Genomic DNA, 16,305 nt, shown 5'->3' with positions numbered 1-16,305 from the left:
TCACAACAGCCCAGTGGCACATGTCCGTTGACATGTTGGCCGCAGCAAACAGGGCCCTAGACTTCCTATAAACAGATTGGGCAACACGCATGGCGGGTGAGCGTTGGACGAACGACAGTGGGCCTTCTACGAGGGCGCGGACGGATCGACGCCGGTGCGCAAGGACTTGGAGAAGGCCCGTCTCGCGTCCCACGAGAAGACCAAACTCGCCGTTCTGATGCAGCGAGTCCAGCTCCGGGAAACCCTGCCGGGCGACGTCAAGAACCTCGGGAGCGACCTCCTGGAGGTTCGACTCTCCGGCGATCACCGCATCTTCCGACTCGTCTACGCCGAGGAGGCCGACGGTCTCGTGCTCCTCGCGCTGTCCTTCTTCCAGAAGAAGTCCCAGAAGACCCCGCCGAACGAGCTCAGCACAGCTGAGAGGCGCCTCAAGGATTGGCGGAACCGTAACCCGAAAGACTGAGCCCCCGGTTCTCGGTATCGGTTTTGGGCGATACTGTTGAATCAACGGGAGGGTAGGAAGACCATGGCACCCACACTGCATGATCTACTCGGCATCGACCCGAACGACCCCCGCACCGCAGCAGGCCTGGAAGACGCCGAGGCCTACGCCGCACTGGTGGAGACGCTTGTCGTGGCCCGCAAGAAGTGTGGTCTCACGCAACACGAGGTCGCGCGACGCATGGGTACGTCCCAGTCGACGATCTCCGAGTTCGAACGAGTGGGGGGCGACGCCCGCTACTCCACCCTGCAGCGCTACGCGCGGGCGGTCGGCACCCGGCTCCACAGCCTGGTCGGCCACACCGGCTCGACCGTCACACCCGCCTGGCAGCCCGCCCCGGTCAAGGTCGAGGTCCAGGTGGCCCTTCGGGGGCGCGGGCCCGGGTCCCGCCCTGCGGCCTGGGACGCCGACACCCCGAGGGCGGTGACCACCTGATGGCGGAGGCTTCCGCACGCAAGCAGCTGCGACGGTTCGGCGGCGTCGACGAGCTCGTCGACGCCGCCGAACTCCTGGACGTCACGTTCCTGGAGGTCTCCGGCCGCCGCCTCTTCGACCGGCCGGAGGAACGCCGGGAGGAGGACGACCGGACATCGCTGCTCGCGTGGCTCCGCGAGGCGGACGACGGGACCGGACTGGAGGTCCGGTGCCGCCTCGAGCTCGGCAACACCCAGGCGAACTTCGTGGTCGACGCCGTGGCCGCGTTCACCGTCGGCGAGCCGTTCGAGCTGGAGCCGACCCTTCAGCAGGAGTTCATCGAGCTGATCGGCGTCACCATCCTCTACCCCTACCTGCGGGAGTCGGTGCACAGCACCGCGGTGAAGCTCGGGGTCGACACTCCCATGCTCTCGCTGCGCAACCCCTGGGCGGCGGCCCGACAGGTACAACACCAGCGATCATGAATATTCACAGGCCTCGACGTGAACCTATGCGGAATCCCAAGGTGAACTAAGTTACAAACCTTGAAATCCAAGCCAGCTAGTTTGCCCGCATGCTGAGATCCGTGCGATAGTCAGAGCAGCCCAACGGCGGGCGACAGAGCGCGCCGGCATGGGCGTGGAGACTTCGGCGGGCCCGACCTGGCACTGCCGACGCCCATCGCGCGGCACGCACCCCCTTGGCCGGCGCGATGACTTGCAGGGGCCCCCAGCCGCCGGACCACGGCGCATCGGGGGCCCCGCGTGTTTTCCGGAGCAGCAAACCCAGCCTCAGGGCCGCTCGCGGACCCTCAGCTCGAACCAGACGCCCTTCCCGCGCGGCAGCAGGTCCGCGCCCCAGCGGTCGGCCAGGTCGTCGACGATCTTCAACCCGCGCCCGCGCTCGTTCACCGGGTGGTTGTCCGCGAGGATCATGCAGGGCAGCGCACGCGACGAGTCCCGGACCTCGATCCGCAGCCACCCGGGCCTGCGGCTCACCTGGAGCCCGATGGTGCGCCCGCCGGCGTGCCGCACCGCGTTCGACACCAGCTCGCTGGTGAGCAGTTCGCCGACCTCCAGGTGCTGGTGGAGCTCCCAAGACCCCAGAACGGACATCACCAGTCTCCGCGCCACCGGGCCGGACCCCGGCCGCGAGGGCAGTCTCACCTCGCTCTGCGAGGACTGGTCGGACAGCCTGTCCGAGTACATCTCCTCCAGTTCCGCCGAGCTGAGCCGCTCAAGCGCCGAGAGCCCGCCCTGGACGTCGACCCACGACACCTGAGCGACCGTTCCAGACCCGGGAACTGATGACTGATCTGTTTCGCCCCAACCCGCCATGCGGACCATCATTGCGGAACGCAAGCGGCCGCGTACGGACAATGACCAAACGATCTCTCCCGAGTCGGCATATGCCCCGTGCAACCCGGGCCGCCATCACGTCAAGCCCGGGTTGACTCGGACGTACCCCTACCAGGCGCTCCAGGCCAGGTTCCAGCCGCTCAGCCCGTTCGCCGGGTCGAGCGTCTCCTTCTTGGTGGAGTTCTTCACGATCACGACGTCCCCCACCAGCGAGCCGTCGTAGAACTTGCCCATCGACGTGCCGTCCCCGCCGCCCTTGACGTCCTTGAGGCCCACGCAGCCGTGGCTGACGTTGTCCTCGCCGAAGGCGTCGCTCCAGTAGTTGCCGTGCACGTACGTCCCGCTGGTGGTGAGCCGCATCGAGTGCGGCACCTGGAGGTCGTACGGCGCACCGGTCATGCCGGGCATGCTGCTGGACTGCATCCGCACCACGCCCTCCTTGGACATGACGACCATCGTCCCGTTCCAGGTGGGGTGTTCGGGCGAGCCGGAGGTGATGTCGATCTCGCGCGACTGCTCGCCGTTGGCCACCGTCATCGTGTGCGCGGCGGCGTCAACCGTCGAAATCTGGGATCGCCCGATCGTGAAGGGCTCGTCCCGGTCGGTGCCGTACACCCCGGGGGCGATCTCCACGTTCTTGAGCCGGTAGTGCACGACCACCTTGGTGCCCGGCTTCCAGTACTGCTCCGGGCGGAAGTCCAGCCGGCGGTCGTCGAACCAGTGGCCCTTCACCACCGTGCCGTCACTGGTCTCGAAGGTGATGCCCCGGACGACCTCGTCCTTGTTCTTGACGTCCTTGCTGAAGTTCACCGAGACGATCATCCCGACGCCGTACGTCGCGTTGTCGTCCACGTTGTCGGCGGCCTTGGCGAGCGCCGTCGGGGTCAGCGTGGTGAAGCCGCTGTCCGCCGTGGCGACCGCGCCGTCCGCGTCCGCGGCCATCGCGCTGACCTGGTAGGCGGTGCCCACCGCGAGGCTCGCCGACGGGGTCCAGCTGGAGCCGTCCGCGGCGATCGTGCCGGGGACCTCCTTGCCGGTCGGGTCGCTCACCTTGACGGTGGTCAGCTTGCCGCCCGTCGCCCCGACCTTGAGCGTGTTCGGGGCCACGTCCACCGCGCCGTTCTTCGGCTCGATGTTCACCACGGCCGTCGACGGCTTCGACGCCTTGGGCGCCGCGCTGCCGGACGCCGCCGCGGGCTTGGAGGCGGCCGCACCGGCCCCCAGGTCGGCCTTGGCCGCGCTCCCGGTCCCTCCCCCGCTGCCGCCGCAGGCCGCCGTCAGCGCCATCGCCCCGCCGACCAGACCGGCGGCCACCACCCTGCGTATCGACCTCAACGTCGATCCCTCCCTCAAGAACTCCCCGTGGTCCCGACGGACCCGACCGGTATACGTGCCAGACCGTCGAAACGGTTGCGCCATGCGCGGGGCTCGCCGCCCCGAAGGCCGAAACGGCCCGCCCCCAACGGGTGAGGAGCGGGCCGATTCGGCGAAATACCCGGGCCGGACTACCAGTTGGCCCAGGGCACGTTCCAGCCGCCCAGCCCGTTGGAGGGCGCGACGGTCTTCTCCTTGGTGTTCACGATCTTCACGACGTCGCCGACCATCGAGTCGTTGAAGAACTTGCCCGCGACGGAGGTGTCGCTACCGCCCTTCACGTCCGCCATCGAGACGCAGCCGTGGCTGGCGTTGGTCTTGCCGAAGGGGCTGGCCCAGTAGTTGCCGTGCACGAAGGTGCCCGAGGTGGTCAGCCGCATCGCGTGCGGCACGTCCTGGATGTCGTACTCACCGCCGAGACCGACGGTCTGCGAGTTCATCCGGGTGACCTTCTCCTTGGACATGACCACCATCGTCCCGCCCCAGGACGGCGTGGCGTCCGCGCCCAGGGTGACCGGCACCGTGGTGCTCTTGCCGTCCCGCTCGATGGTCATCTGGTGCGACTTGGCGTCCGCCGTCGACACCTGGGAGCGGCCGATGGTGAACGGCTCGTCCTTGTCCACGTCGCCGTAGACGCCGGGCGCGATCTCCACGCTCTTCAGCCGGTACTTGACGGTCACCTTGGTGCCCGCCGCCCAGTACTGCTCCGGGCGGAAGTCCAGCCGCCGGTCGCCGAACCAGTGGCCCTTGACCACGGTGCCGTTGCTGGTCTCGAAGGTGATGCCCTTGGCGACCGCTTCCTTGTTCTTGACGTCCTTGCTGAAGTTCACCGAGACGATCATCCCGACGCCGTAGGTGGCGCCGTCGGCGATGTTGTCGTTGGTGGAGACCGTCTTGCCCGGCGTCAGCGTGGTGAACGTCGTGGTGGACGCGGCCACCAGGCCGTCGGCGTCCTTGGCCTGCGCGTTCACCTTGTACGCCATGCCGACGGCGAGCCCCTCCGCGGGCTTCCAGCCGGTGCCGTCCGGGGTGATCGCACCCTCGACCGGCTTGCCGTTCTTGTCCGTCACCTCGACCGTCGTCAGCTTGCCCTGGGCGACGGACACCTGCAGCGCGTTCGGCGCGACGTCCTGGGCGCCGTCCTTCGGCTCGACCGCGAGCACGGCCGCCGAGGGCTTCGGCTCACCCGAGGAGCCCGCCGGGGCGCCCCCGTTCGCGTCGGCCGACGCCGCTGCGGCGCCCTTGTCCGAACCGCTGCCCTTGTCGTCACCGCAGGCCGCGGTGAGCAGCAGCACCCCTCCCATGACCAGCGCCATCGCACCCCTGCGCCGATAGCGGCTGGTGGTGCGTATCGCGGCGCCGGCCGCCTTCCCCGTCTTCACTGGTTCTCCCCTCCCGGTGTCCACTCACTTGACGCGCTGAGTGCCCCCATAAGTTGCACGGGTCCCCGAACTTTCCGGCCGGGCCTTCAGCCGGACCCGCGCGCGCCGGAGCAGGATAACTGGGCTGTCTGGGTGAATCCTCGGGGGTAGCTGATGGATCTTGCGTGAACCGCCTGTGAAGGCGTCACCGGCGGCGCACCGTCGCTGACCGACCCCTCGGTCCCCCACCCGCCATCCGCCGGTAAGCCCCCGTTCAGCGGCTTCCGTTCCACGCAATCCGGGAAGGAGAAGGTGAACGGGGTCCGGGACACCCCGCGCAGGGAGGGTACGGCCATGGCGTCAGGGCAGGAGCTGGAAGCCGGGGTACGGCCGGACGGCCGTCCGCACCCAGCCGAGCCGCCAGGGCCCACCGATCCGCCATGGCCCGCCGAGCCGCCGTGGCCCGGCAGCTGGCAGCCGCTCGGCGCCCGCTTCCGCACCGACCGGCTCGGCCGCCAGGGCACCAACTTCGCGCTCTGGGCGGCCGGCGCCGAAGCCGTCGACCTCTGCCTGTTCGACGAGGACGGCCGGGAGAGCCGCCACCACCTGACCGAGCAGGACCACCGGATCTGGCACGGCTTCCTGCCCGGGGTGCGCCCCGGCACCCGCTACGGCTTCCGGGTGCACGGCCGCTGGGACCCGTGGACCGGCGCCCGCTGGAACCCGGCCAAGCTGCTGCTCGACCCGTACGCCCGGGCGATCGACAGCTGTTACACCTCCCACGACGCGGCCTGCTCAGCCGTCCGCAACTGGCCGGAGGCCGACGTCGCCGACACCGTCCGGGACAACCGCGACTCCGCGCCGTACGTCCCCAGGTCCGTGGTCGTCCACGACGACGACGACTGGTCCGACGACCACCGCCCGAAGACCCCGTGGGCCGAGACGGTGCTCTACGAGCTGCACGTGCGCGGCTTCACCATGCGCCACCCCGACGTCCCGCCGCACCTGCGCGGCACCTACGCCGGCCTGGCCCACCCCGCCGCCATCGCCCACCTCACCCGCCTCGGCGTGACCGCCGTCGAGCTGCTGCCCGTGCACCAGCACGCCAGCGAGGACCACCTCCAGGCCCGCGGCCTGGTCAACTACTGGGGCTACAACACGATCGGCTACTTCGCCCCGCACGCCGGCTACTCGGCCGCGGGCTCGCGCGGCGGCCAGGTCGGCGAGTTCAAACGGATGGTCCGCGCCCTGCACGCCGCCGGGATCGAGGTGATCCTCGACGTGGTGTTCAACCACACCGCCGAGGGCGGCGAACTCGGCCCGGCGCTCTCGCTGCGCGGCATCGACAACGCCGCCTACTACCGCCTCGCCCCGCACCGCCCGCGCGGCTACGCCGACTACACCGGCTGCGGCAACACCCTGGACACCCGCCGCCCGCAGGTGATCCGGCTGATCACCGACTCGCTGCGCTACTGGGTCACCGAGATGGGCGTGGACGGCTTCCGCTTCGACCTCGCGGCCGCCCTGGCCCGGGGCGCGGACGGCTACGACGCGGACCATCCCTTCCTCGCCGCCGTCTCCCAGGACCCAGTGCTCAGCCGGGTGAAGCTGATCGCCGAGCCCTGGGACGTCGGCCCGGGCGGCTACCAGGTCGGCGCCTTCCCCCCGCTGTGGGCCGAGTGGAACGACAGGTACCGCGACACCGTACGGGACTTCTGGCGCGGCGCCCGCCCGGACGTGCGGGAGCTCGGCTACCGGCTCTCCGGCTCCTCCGACCTCTACCAGCGTGGCGGCCGCCGCCCGTACGCCTCCGTCAACTACGTGACCGCGCACGACGGTTTCACCCTGCGCGACCTGGTCTCCTACGACCGCAAGCACAACGAGGCCAACGGCGAGGCCAACCGGGACGGCACCGACGACAACCGCTCCTGGAACCACGGCGCCGAGGGCGAGACCGCCGACCCGCGGGTCAACGCGCTGCGGCTGCGCCAACTGCGCAACCTGATGGCCACGTTGCTGCTCTCGACGGGCGTCCCGATGATCACCGCCGGGGACGAGTTCGGCCGCACCCAGGGCGGCAACAACAACGCCTACTGCCAGGACGGCGAGGTCAGTTGGCTCGACTGGTCACTGCGGGAGGAGCCCGGCTGGCGGGAGCTGTGCGAGCTGACCGCTCGGCTCGTCCGGCTGCGCCGGGCCCACCCGGTGCTGCGCCAACGGGCGTTCTTCTCCGGCCGGGCCGCCGCCCCCGGCGACCAGCCCGACCTCGCCTGGTTCACCCCGCTCGGCGAGGAGATGACCGAGGCCGACTGGTTCGCCCCCACCGCCTGCCTCGGCATGCTGCTGTCGGGCGCCGCGATGTCCGAACGGGACGAGGCCGGGCGACCGCTCCGCGACGACGGCTTCCTGCTGCTGCTCAACGCGGGCCGGGAGCCGGTGGCGTTCACCCTGCCCGGCGAGCCCTGGGCGTCACCGGAGGCCGGGTACGAGACGGTGCTGGACACGGCGCTGCCGGACACGGCGGTGATGATGAACGCGGTGGTGATGGACACGGCGGTGCTGGGCGGGCGCTCGCTGCGACTGCTGCGCGTGCCCGCCCGCCCGGACTGATCCACCCGAACCGATCAGCTGAAGGCGTGCCCGACCTCGACGTTCTCCAGGATGCCGATCGCGTCCGGCACCAGGACCGCCGCCGAGTAGTAGGCGCTGACCAGGTAGGACGCGATGGCCTTGTCGTCGATGCCCATGAAGCGGACGTTCAGGCCGGGCTCGACCTCGTCCGGGATGCCGACCTGGGTGAGGCCGACCACGCCCTGGTTGTCCTCGCCCACGCGCAGCGCGATGAAGGAGGTGGTCTGGTTCGCGGCCACCGGGATCTTGTTGCACGGGAAGATCGGCACCCCCCGCCACACCGGCCGGTGCTTGCCGAGCACCTCGACCGTGCCCGGGTAGACGCCGCGCTTGTTGCACTCCCGCTCGAAGGCCGCGATCGCCTTCGGGTGGGCGAACAGGTAGTCGGTGTCACGGCGCATGCTGAGCAGCTCGTCCAGGTCGTCCGGGGTGGGCGCGCCCGCCTGGGTCTGGATCCGCTGGTCGAAGTCGGCGTTGCCGAGCAGGCCGAACTCCGGGTTGTTGATGATCTCGTGCTCCTGCCGCTCCCGCAGCGCCTCGATCGTCAGCCGCAGCTGCTCCTCGGTCTGGTTCATCGGCTTGTTGTAGAGGTCCGCGACCCGGGTGTGCACCTTGAGGACGGTCTGCGCGACGCTCAGCTCGTACTCGCGCGGCGCGAGCTCGTAGTCCACGAAGGCGGTGGGCAGCTCGTACTCGCCCTCCTGGCCGGCCGAGAGGTCGATCCTCGCCTCACCGTGCGTGTTCTGTGCCTGCGCGGCGTCGGCGGCGACACCCAGCAGCTGCTCGCGCAGCGCCTCGGAACGGCCGACCACCTCCTGGAACACCGCGAAGTTCAGCGCCATCGCGACCCCAGGGGTCACCGCCTTCACCGTGTACGGCCAGGTGCCGCCGCCCTCGGTGAGCGCCTCGTCGCCGATGTGGTCGCCGTCGGCGAGGGTGCCGACCTGTGTCTCCTCGTCGTACTTGCCGGTGCCGAGCCGGTCGACCTTGCCGTGCGCGATCAGGAACACCTCCTCGATCGGCGCGCCCTCCTGCACCAGGACGTCACCCGGCGCGAAGTCCCGCTGCACGAACCGGCGGGCCAGCTCGCCGAGCACGTCCTCGTCCCCGAAACCGCGCAGCGCCGGCAGCTCACTCAACGACGGGGCGATCACCGACACCGTGGAACCGGACTTGGAGAAGCTCACCCGCCCGCGGCCGGTGGCGTAGCTCAGACGCCGGTTGACCCGGTAGGTGCCCGCGCTGACCTGCACCCACGGCAGCATCTTGAGCAGCCAGCGGGTGGTGATCTCCTGCATCTGCGGCTTCGACTTGGTCGTCGTCGCCAGGTTCCGCGCAGCGGCCGTGCTGAGGCTGAGCTGGGCCCGTACCTGCACGGTGGCGGAACCGGGGGAGGGCTCGGTCTCGACCGTCATGTCCACACTCCTGTCACTCAAGCACCGATGAACATTCGTCAGCAGATGTCATCGGCCGGTCGGCGGGAGCTCACAAGAGGCGCGCGACGCGCTCCTCCTCGCACGAACGACCGCACGCGCCCCCGTTCTCCGCTCCCACCCCACCCGTCCGAGTGGCCGGTTCTCGTCGGGCGTCACCGACAGGGGCGAAAAACCGGATGAGAAATGACGGACGATCCGCCTACCCTCACCGCGATGGCCGAGAACCGACAAGACCATGACACCGCGACCGGGCAGCACCGCTCCACGGTCCGCTCCCTGCTGCGTCTGTGGCCCTACGCCCGGGCCGTGCGCGGCCGGCTCGCCATCTCGGTGGTGGCCGCCTCGCTCGCCATGCTCAGCACCCTCGCCGTCCCCGTGGTGCTCGGCCGGATCGTCGACGGCCCGCTGGCCGAACACGACCTCGACGCCCTCTGGCCGCTGGTCGGCCTGCTGCTGCTCCTCGGGCTGGTCGAGGCCGCGCTGTTCTACACCCGCCGGGTGGTCCTCTCCCGCCCGCTGGGCCGGCTGGAGGCGGCCATGCGCGGCGACCTCTACGCCAAGCTCCAGCGGCTGCCGGTCTCCTTCCACGACCGCTGGGGCTCCGGCCAGATGATCTCCCGGGCCACCGCCGACATGAACGCCATGCGGCTCTTCCTGGCCTTCCCGCTGGTGTTCCTGGTCGTCAACTCGGTGACGTTCCTGGCCGGCACGGCGCTGATGTTCACCCAGGACTGGCGGCTCGCCCTGATCGTGCTGCTGCCGTCCGTCCCGCTCTTCCTGCTCACCCGGCGCTTCGAGTCCGGCTACTCCGTCTCCTCCCGGCTCGCCCAGGACCAGAACGGCGACCTCGCCACCGTGGTCGAGGAGTCCATCCTCGGCATCCGCATCCTCAAGGCCTTCGGCCGCCACCGCTCGATGGCCGAGCACTTCCGCGAACAGTCCCACCGACTGCGCCGCACCGAACTGCGCAAGGCCCACCTGCTCGCCAACCTGTGGGCGGTGATCGTCGGACTGCCGGAGATCGCCCTCTGCTGCGCCCTGGCCGTCGGCGCCTACCTCGTCGCCCACGACGAGTTGAGCACCGGCACCCTGGTCGCCTTCCTGTCCACCGCGCTCGCGCTGCGCTGGCCGGTCGAGTCGCTCGGCTGGCTGCTCGCCTACGCCAACGAGGCCTCCACCGCCGTCGACCGCTTCTTCGAGGTCATGGACGAGCCCGAGCCCGACGACGCGGGCGGCACCACGGCACTCGGTGCCCCGGACGGCATCCGCTTCACCGGCGTCCGCTTCCGCTACCCCGACGCCCCCGACGGCACCCCCGACCTGCTGACCGGCATCGACCTGCACGTCCGCAGCGGCGAGACGATGGCCCTGGTCGGCGCCACCGGCAGCGGCAAGACCACGCTCACGGCGCTCCTCCCCCGGCTGTACGAGGCCACCGCCGGCAGCATCACCCTGGACGGCACGGACATCCGCGAGCTGCCCCGGGAGAAGCTGCGCGAACTCGTCGCGGTGGCCTTCGAAGAGCCGACGCTGTTCTCCGCCACCGTCCGGGAGAACGTCCTGATGGGCGCCCCCGGCGCCGACGAACGGCAGCTGGCGTCCGCCCTCGCCACCGCCCAGGCCGGCTTCGTCGAGAAGCTCCCGGCCGGGGCGGACACCGAGGTCGGCGAGCAGGGCCTGAGCCTGTCCGGCGGCCAGCGCCAGCGCCTCGCGCTGGCCCGCGCGGTGGTCGGCGACCCGCCCTTCCTGGTGCTGGACGACCCGCTCTCCGCACTCGACGTGCACACCGAGGCGCTGGTCGAGCGGGCGCTGCGCGAGGTGCTCGGCACCACCACGGCCCTCGTGGTCGCCCACCGCCCCAGCACCGTGCTGCTCGCCGACCGGGTCGCGGTGCTCGCGGACGGCCGGATCGAGGCCGTCGGCACCCACCAGGAGCTGCTGCGCGACTGCCCGCACTACCGAGAACTGATGTCGGGCGAGGCCGCCCTCCTGCCCGAGGGGAGCAGCGCGTGACCACCACCGTCGAACCCGCCGAGACCGAGCCCGTCGAGGAGGAGCTGCCCCCGCCCCCGGCCGACGAGGAGGACATCCCCGTCCCGCCCGGCGCTCCCCGGGCGCTGCTGCGCTCGCTGCTCGGCCCGCACCGGGCCCGGATCGCCGTCGCGATGGTGGTGATCCTGGTCCAGCAGGCCGCCCTGCAGTCCGGCCCGCTGCTGGTCGCGCTCGCGATGGACCGCGGCATCCCGGCGCTGCGCGAGCACGACTCCGGCCCGCTGATCGCGGTGGTCTCGGCCTACCTGTTCTGCGCGCTGCTCAGCCCGGTGCTCCAGTGGACGTTCATCAAGATCAGCGCCCGGGTCAACCAGGACATCCTGGTGGACCTGCGCGGCCGGATCTTCCGGCACGCCCAGCGGCTCAGCCTGGACTTCCACGAGCGCTACACCTCGGGCCGGATCATCTCCCGCGCCACCAGCGACATCGACGCGCTGCGCGAGCTGCTCTCCGAGGGCCTCCAGGAGCTGCTGACCGTCTTCCTGTCGGTCTGCTACATCTCGGTGCTGCTGGTGGTGCTGGACTGGCGGCTCGGCCTGGCCTCGCTGCTCTCCCTCCTCCCGCTGGCCCTGATCGCCCACTCCTTCCGCACCCGCTCCCGCCGGGTCTACCGCCGCTCGCGGACCGCCGCCGCCTCGATGATCGTGCGCTTCACCGAGACCATGAACGGCATCCGCCCGGTGCAGGCCTTCCGCCGTGAGAAGGCCAACGACGCCGCCTTCGCCGTGGTCAACCAGCAGTCCTCGGGGGCCAACGCGGAGGGCTTCCTGGAGCTCGCCCGGTACGTCGGCCTCTCCCGCACCGCCGCCAACCTCTGGATCACCGGCATCGTGCTGCTGGGCGCCTACCTGGTCACCGAGGACGCGCTCGAACTCGGCGTGCTGACCGCCTTCGTGCTCTACCTGCGCCGGCTGTTCGACCCGATCGACCAGCTGGCGATGTTCCTGAACAGCTACCAGTCGGCCGCCGCCGCCCTGGAGAAGATCGCCGGCCTGCTCGCCCACGAGCCGACCGTCGCCGAGCCGGCCGAGCCGAGGGAGCTGCCGCGGGCCGCCGGCAAGGGGCGGGCGGTCTCCTTCGAACGGACCGGCTTCGCCTACCGCACCGGGAAGCAGGTGCTGCCGCCCTTCGACCTGCTGATCCCGGCCGGGCAGACGGTCGCGGTGGTCGGTGCGACCGGCGCGGGCAAGTCGACGGTGGCCAAGCTGCTGGCCCGCTTCTACGACCCGACCGAGGGCCGGATCCGGCTGGACGGCGTGGACCTGCGCGACCTCGCCACCCCCGAACTGCGGCGCGGCGTGGTGATGGTGACCCAGGAGTCCTTCCTGTTCTCCGGGACGGTCGCCGAGAACATCGCGATCGGCCGCCCCGGCGCCACCCGCGCGGAGGTCGAGCAGGCCGCCCGCGACATCGGCGCGTACGAGTTCATCGCCGCGCTCCCGGACGGCTTCGACACCGACGTGCGCAAGCGCGGCGGCCGGATCTCGGCCGGCCAGCGCCAGCTGGTCGCCTTCGCCCGCGCCCTGCTGGCCGACCCGGCGGTGCTGATCCTGGACGAGGCCACCAGCTCCCTGGACGTGCCCGGCGAGCAGGCCGTCCAACGGGCGATGCGCACGGTGCTGGCCGGCCGGACGGCGGTGATCATCGCGCACCGGCTCTCCACGGTGGAGATCGCCGACCGCGTCCTGGTGATGGACCAGGGCCGGATCGTCGAGGACGGCTCCCCGCAGGAGCTGATCGACGGCTCGGGCCGCTTCGCCACCCTCCACCGGGCCTGGAGGGACAGTCTGGTCTAAGGTTCGCCCTGGTCAAGGCTCTGACGTCAGGGCCATGACCGGGGCCCCGAAGCCGGGCCCACAGTTGTGCCCGTCCGGGTGCGCCGTCACGCACCCGGGCGGGCCGCCTTCCTTCCCGTCGCTTCCTGACGCACCGACGGCCGCCGTCCCCGCAGCGAGGACGGCGGCCGTCGGCGCGGCGTCAGCGCAGCAGCCCCGCGTCCATCCCCGCCGACTCGGCCGGGAGCGCGACCAGCCCCAGCTCGGCCGGGGAGGCCAGCCGGGGATGTGCGGGCAGCACCCGCACGGTGTAGCCGAACGGGCCGGTGCGGCAGAGCTCCAGCGAGCCCTCGTAGCGGGTGCGGCCGTCCAGGTCCGGGCCGCCGACCGGCTTGAGGGCGAGCAGACAGGCGTCCGAGATGCCGTCCGTCTCGTCCACCCGGCCGGAGACCACCTGCACCTCGACGTCGCCCGGTTCCAGTGCCCCGAGCTCGACCTGCACCCGCAGCGCCAGCGAGTTGCCCAGCTCCTGCGCCTCGGCCGGGCAGTCCGCCTCGACGTGCTCGACCCGCACGGCCGGCCAGCCGTCCCGGACCTTCGCCTTCCAGGCCGCCAGCTCCCGCGCCGGTTCGTGCCGGCCGGCCGCCAGCTCCCGCTGGGCCAGTGCCGCCGGGGTGTACAGCCGTTCGACGTACTCGCGGACCATCCGTCCGGCCAGCACCTTGGGCCCGAGGGTGACCAGGGTGTGCCGGACCATGGCGATCCAGCGGTGCGGCAGCCCGTCGCCGTCCCGGTCGTAGAACCGGGCGGCGACCTGCTCCTCGATCAGGTCGTACAGCGCGGCGGCCTCGATGTCGTCACGCCGCTCGGCCTCGCCGCTCTCCGGGTCGAGCACGCCGCCGGCCTCGTCGGCGGTGGGGATCGCCCAGCCGTTCTGGCCGTCGTACCACTCGTCCCACCAGCCGTCCAGGACGGACAGGTTGAGGCAGCCGTTGAGCGCGGCCTTCATCCCGGAGGTGCCGCAGGCCTCCAGCGGGCGCAGCGGGTTGTTCAGCCAGACGTCGCAGCCCGGGTAGAGGCGCTGGGCCATCGCCATGTCGTAGTCCGGCAGGAAGACGATCCGGTGCCGCACGGCGGGGTCGTCGGCGAAGGCGACCATCTGCTGGATCAGCCGCTTGCCGCCGTCGTCGGCCGGGTGCGCCTTGCCGGCCACCACGATCTGCACCGGCCGGGTCGGGTGGAGCAGCAGGGCGCGCAGCCGGCCCGGGTCACGCAGCATCAGGGTGAGCCGCTTGTACGACGGCACCCGGCGGGCGAAGCCGATGGTGAGCACGTCGGGGTCGAGCACCGAGGAGACCCACCCGAGCTCGGCCTCGCCGGCCCCGCGCTGGCGCCAGGAGGCGCGCAGCCGGCGGCGGGCCTCGTCCACCAGCTGGGCGCGCAGGGTGCGCCGCAGGTCCCAGATCTCGGTGTCGCCGATCCTCTCCAGGCCGGTCCAGCGCTGGGACTCGCCGGTGGTCATCGCCTCCTCGGCGCGCTCGGCGCCGAGTTCGGCGGCGCCGAGGCGGACGACCGCCGGGTCGATCCAGGTGGTGGCGTGCACGCCGTTGGTGACGGAGGTGATCGGCACCTCCGCGGGGTCGAAGCCGGGCCAGAGGCCGTTGAACATCGACCGGCTGACCTCGCCGTGCAGGGTGGAGACCCCGTTGGCCCGCTGGGCGAGCCGCAGGCCCATCGCGGCCATGTTGAACAGCTTCGGATCCCCGTCGCGCCAGGTCTCGGCGCCGAGCGCGAGCACCTGGTCGACCGGGACGCCGGGCAGGGCGGCGTCGCCGCCGAAGTGGCGGGCGACCAGCTCCCGGTCGAAGCGGTCGATGCCGGCCGGGACGGGTGTGTGGGTGGTGAACAGGGTGCCGGCCCGGACGGCTTCCAGGGCGGCGGCGAAGTCCGGTCCGGCCGGGTCGTCGGCGACCAGTTCGCGGATGCGCTCGACGCCGAGGAATCCGGCGTGGCCCTCGTTGGTGTGAAAGACCTCGGGGGCGGGGTGCCCGGTGAGCCGGCAGTAGGCGCGCACGGCCCGGACGCCGCCGATGCCGAGCAGCATCTCCTGGAGCAGCCGGTGCTCGCTGCCGCCGCCGTAGAGCCGGTCGGTGACGTCGCGCTCGGCGGGTGAGTTGGTCTCGATGTCGGAGTCGAGCAGCAGCAGCGGAACCCGCCCGACCTGGGCCTTCCAGATGTGGGCGGCCAGGGTGCGGCCGCCGGGCAGGGCGAGGTCGACCCGGCTGGGGGTGCCGTCGGCCTCCCGGAGCAGGCTGACGGCGAGTTCGTCCGGATCCAGCAGGGGGTAGCGCTCCTGCTGCCAGCCGTGCCGGTCGAGCGACTGGCGGAAGTAGCCGTGCCGGTAGAAGAGCCCGACCCCGATGATCGGGACGCCGAGGTCGCTGGCGGCCTTGAGGTGGTCGCCGGCCAGGATGCCGAGGCCGCCGGAGTACTGGGGCAGCGTGGCGGCGATGCCGTACTCGGGCGAGAAGTAGGCGATCGCGGCGGGCGGCGGGGTGGTACCGGCCTCCTGCCGGGTCTGGTACCAGCGCGGGCCGGCGAGGTACTCGCGCAGGTCGTCGGCGAGGTCGCCGAGTCTGCGCAGGAACCGCCGGTCGACGGCGAGTGCGGCGAGCCGGGCGGCCGGGACCTCCCCGAGCAGCCGCACCGGGTCCTCGCCGGTCGCGGCCCAGACCTCCGGGTCCACGGACCGGAAGAGGTCCCTGGTCTCGGGGTGCCAGGACCATCGCAGGTTGAGGGCCAGCTCGTGCAACGGCTGGAGTTGTTCGGGCAGGACGGTGCGGACGGTGAATCTGCGGATTGCCTTCACAGGCGTGAAGCGTAGCCTCGCCGATCGGCCTGACAGTGGCTCAAGCGGACTATTGGGCATCCGTTCGGGCTATTGATGAGATCGCATTCGGCGCATTGGTCTGCACGGGGGGCGCGCGAGGCGCACATTTCCGGGCGCCGCGCTACCAATGCGTGAACTCTGCGGTACGGATCCATTTCCGGTGGCTCACCCGGTCCGGACAAAGCCCGAAACTACTGTCGTACCGCTGCGAAAACCACGCCTCCGGTGCGAGGATGACCGAAGGCCGTTGATGCTGCGGGGACTACGACGACGGGTGGCGTCCCCCGAGTAGCAGCACGTCCGAATCCTTTTCGCGTTGACCGTTCCCCAACTCCCTTAGCCCATTCGGCGCTCGCCGGACACCGGCGCGTGTCCTCGCCGCCGGTCGGCTCGTTCACGGGTCGACCGGGTCGCCCAGGGGTGTTCCCCCGGGAGGCGTGCGCCGGGACGCGCACGGGCGCCGGGGCCTCCCGCCACCGGCTCGGCGGGCGCCGGGCAGGTTGCCGGGGACA

Annotated in this window: 11 protein-coding genes; 6 read left to right on the top strand and 5 right to left on the bottom strand. The window is 71.3% G+C overall.

Annotated elements, in window-relative coordinates; all coding sequences use genetic code 11:
• Positions 1-103 precede the first annotated feature (103 nt).
• From J0670_RS10420 to J0670_RS10410, 3 genes are all read left to right on the top strand, one after another.
• The gene (locus J0670_RS10420; protein ID WP_207811194.1) at positions 104-463 is read left to right on the top strand and encodes a type II toxin-antitoxin system RelE/ParE family toxin; all 360 of its coding nucleotides are present in this window, start codon (positions 104-106) and stop codon (positions 461-463) included.
• A gap of 63 nt (positions 464-526) precedes the next feature.
• Positions 527-937, top strand: a complete 411-nt coding sequence (locus J0670_RS10415; RefSeq protein ID WP_207811193.1) for a helix-turn-helix domain-containing protein — start codon at positions 527-529, stop codon at positions 935-937.
• Positions 937-1,401 carry a hypothetical protein gene (locus tag J0670_RS10410; protein ID WP_207811192.1) on the top strand — a complete coding sequence of 155 codons (465 nt, stop codon included), beginning with the start codon at positions 937-939 and terminating at the stop codon, positions 1,399-1,401. Before J0670_RS10415 ends, J0670_RS10410 begins: the two co-directional genes overlap by 1 nt.
• Before the next feature lie 306 nt (positions 1,402-1,707).
• Here the strand turns inward: J0670_RS10410 and J0670_RS10405 are convergent, their stop codons facing one another.
• From J0670_RS10405 to J0670_RS10395, 3 genes are all read right to left on the bottom strand, one after another.
• Entirely contained in the window at positions 1,708-2,265 is a 558-nt protein-coding gene (locus tag J0670_RS10405; protein WP_374223083.1) for an ATP-binding protein, read from the bottom strand.
• A gap of 117 nt (positions 2,266-2,382) precedes the next feature.
• Positions 2,383-3,609: an Ig-like domain-containing protein gene (locus J0670_RS10400; protein WP_243436827.1), complete on the bottom strand. Its 1,227-nt coding sequence runs from the start codon at positions 3,607-3,609 to the stop codon at positions 2,383-2,385.
• A gap of 170 nt (positions 3,610-3,779) precedes the next feature.
• On the bottom strand, positions 3,780-5,030 hold the full coding sequence (locus J0670_RS10395; RefSeq protein ID WP_307806465.1) for an Ig-like domain-containing protein: 1,251 nt from the start codon (positions 5,028-5,030) through the stop codon (positions 3,780-3,782).
• A 333-nt stretch (positions 5,031-5,363) separates the two neighbouring features.
• Between J0670_RS10395 and glgX the strand changes: the two genes are divergently transcribed.
• The gene (gene glgX, locus J0670_RS10390; RefSeq protein ID WP_207811189.1) at positions 5,364-7,619 is read left to right on the top strand and encodes a glycogen debranching protein GlgX; all 2,256 of its coding nucleotides are present in this window, start codon (positions 5,364-5,366) and stop codon (positions 7,617-7,619) included.
• A 14-nt stretch (positions 7,620-7,633) separates the two neighbouring features.
• Here glgX and J0670_RS10385 read toward each other — a convergent pair whose 3' ends face one another.
• Positions 7,634-9,055, bottom strand: a complete 1,422-nt coding sequence (locus J0670_RS10385) for a family 2B encapsulin nanocompartment shell protein (protein WP_207811188.1) — start codon at positions 9,053-9,055, stop codon at positions 7,634-7,636.
• Positions 9,056-9,289: 234 nt separating this feature from the next.
• Here J0670_RS10385 and J0670_RS10380 point away from each other — a divergent pair, with 234 nt between their 5' ends.
• Together J0670_RS10380 and J0670_RS10375 are read left to right on the top strand one after the other, a co-directional pair.
• Entirely contained in the window at positions 9,290-11,089 is a 1,800-nt protein-coding gene (locus tag J0670_RS10380; RefSeq protein ID WP_207811187.1) for an ABC transporter ATP-binding protein, read from the top strand.
• On the top strand, positions 11,086-12,924 hold the full coding sequence (locus tag J0670_RS10375; RefSeq protein ID WP_207811186.1) for an ABC transporter ATP-binding protein: 1,839 nt from the start codon (positions 11,086-11,088) through the stop codon (positions 12,922-12,924). Before J0670_RS10380 ends, J0670_RS10375 begins: the two co-directional genes overlap by 4 nt.
• 181 nt (positions 12,925-13,105) lie before the next feature.
• Here the strand turns inward: J0670_RS10375 and glgP are convergent, their stop codons facing one another.
• Entirely contained in the window at positions 13,106-15,772 is a 2,667-nt protein-coding gene (gene glgP, locus J0670_RS10370; RefSeq protein ID WP_207811185.1) for an alpha-glucan family phosphorylase, read from the bottom strand.
• Positions 15,773-16,305: the final 533 nt, after the last annotated feature.

It is taken from the genome of Streptomyces sp. FH025, assembly GCF_017427025.1.
Lineage (GTDB): Bacteria > Actinomycetota > Actinomycetes > Streptomycetales > Streptomycetaceae > Kitasatospora.
The sequence above is the reverse complement of the archived record's forward strand: the minus strand, read 5'-3'. Positions and strand labels throughout refer to the sequence as shown.

Bases quoted from the DNA above. Each gene is read 5' to 3' on its own strand.
- J0670_RS10415 (WP_207811193.1), top strand. From the start codon at position 527: ATGGCACCCACACTGCATGATCTACTCGGCATCGACCCGAACGACCCC.
- J0670_RS10410 (WP_207811192.1), top strand. From the start codon at position 937: ATGGCGGAGGCTTCCGCACGCAAGCAGCTGCGACGGTTCGGCGGCGTC.
- J0670_RS10405 (WP_374223083.1), bottom strand. From the start codon at position 2,265: ATGATGGTCCGCATGGCGGGTTGGGGCGAAACAGATCAGTCATCAGTT.
- glgX (WP_207811189.1), top strand. From the start codon at position 5,364: ATGGCGTCAGGGCAGGAGCTGGAAGCCGGGGTACGGCCGGACGGCCGT.
- J0670_RS10385 (WP_207811188.1), bottom strand. From the start codon at position 9,055: ATGACGGTCGAGACCGAGCCCTCCCCCGGTTCCGCCACCGTGCAGGTA.
- J0670_RS10380 (WP_207811187.1), top strand. From the start codon at position 9,290: ATGGCCGAGAACCGACAAGACCATGACACCGCGACCGGGCAGCACCGC.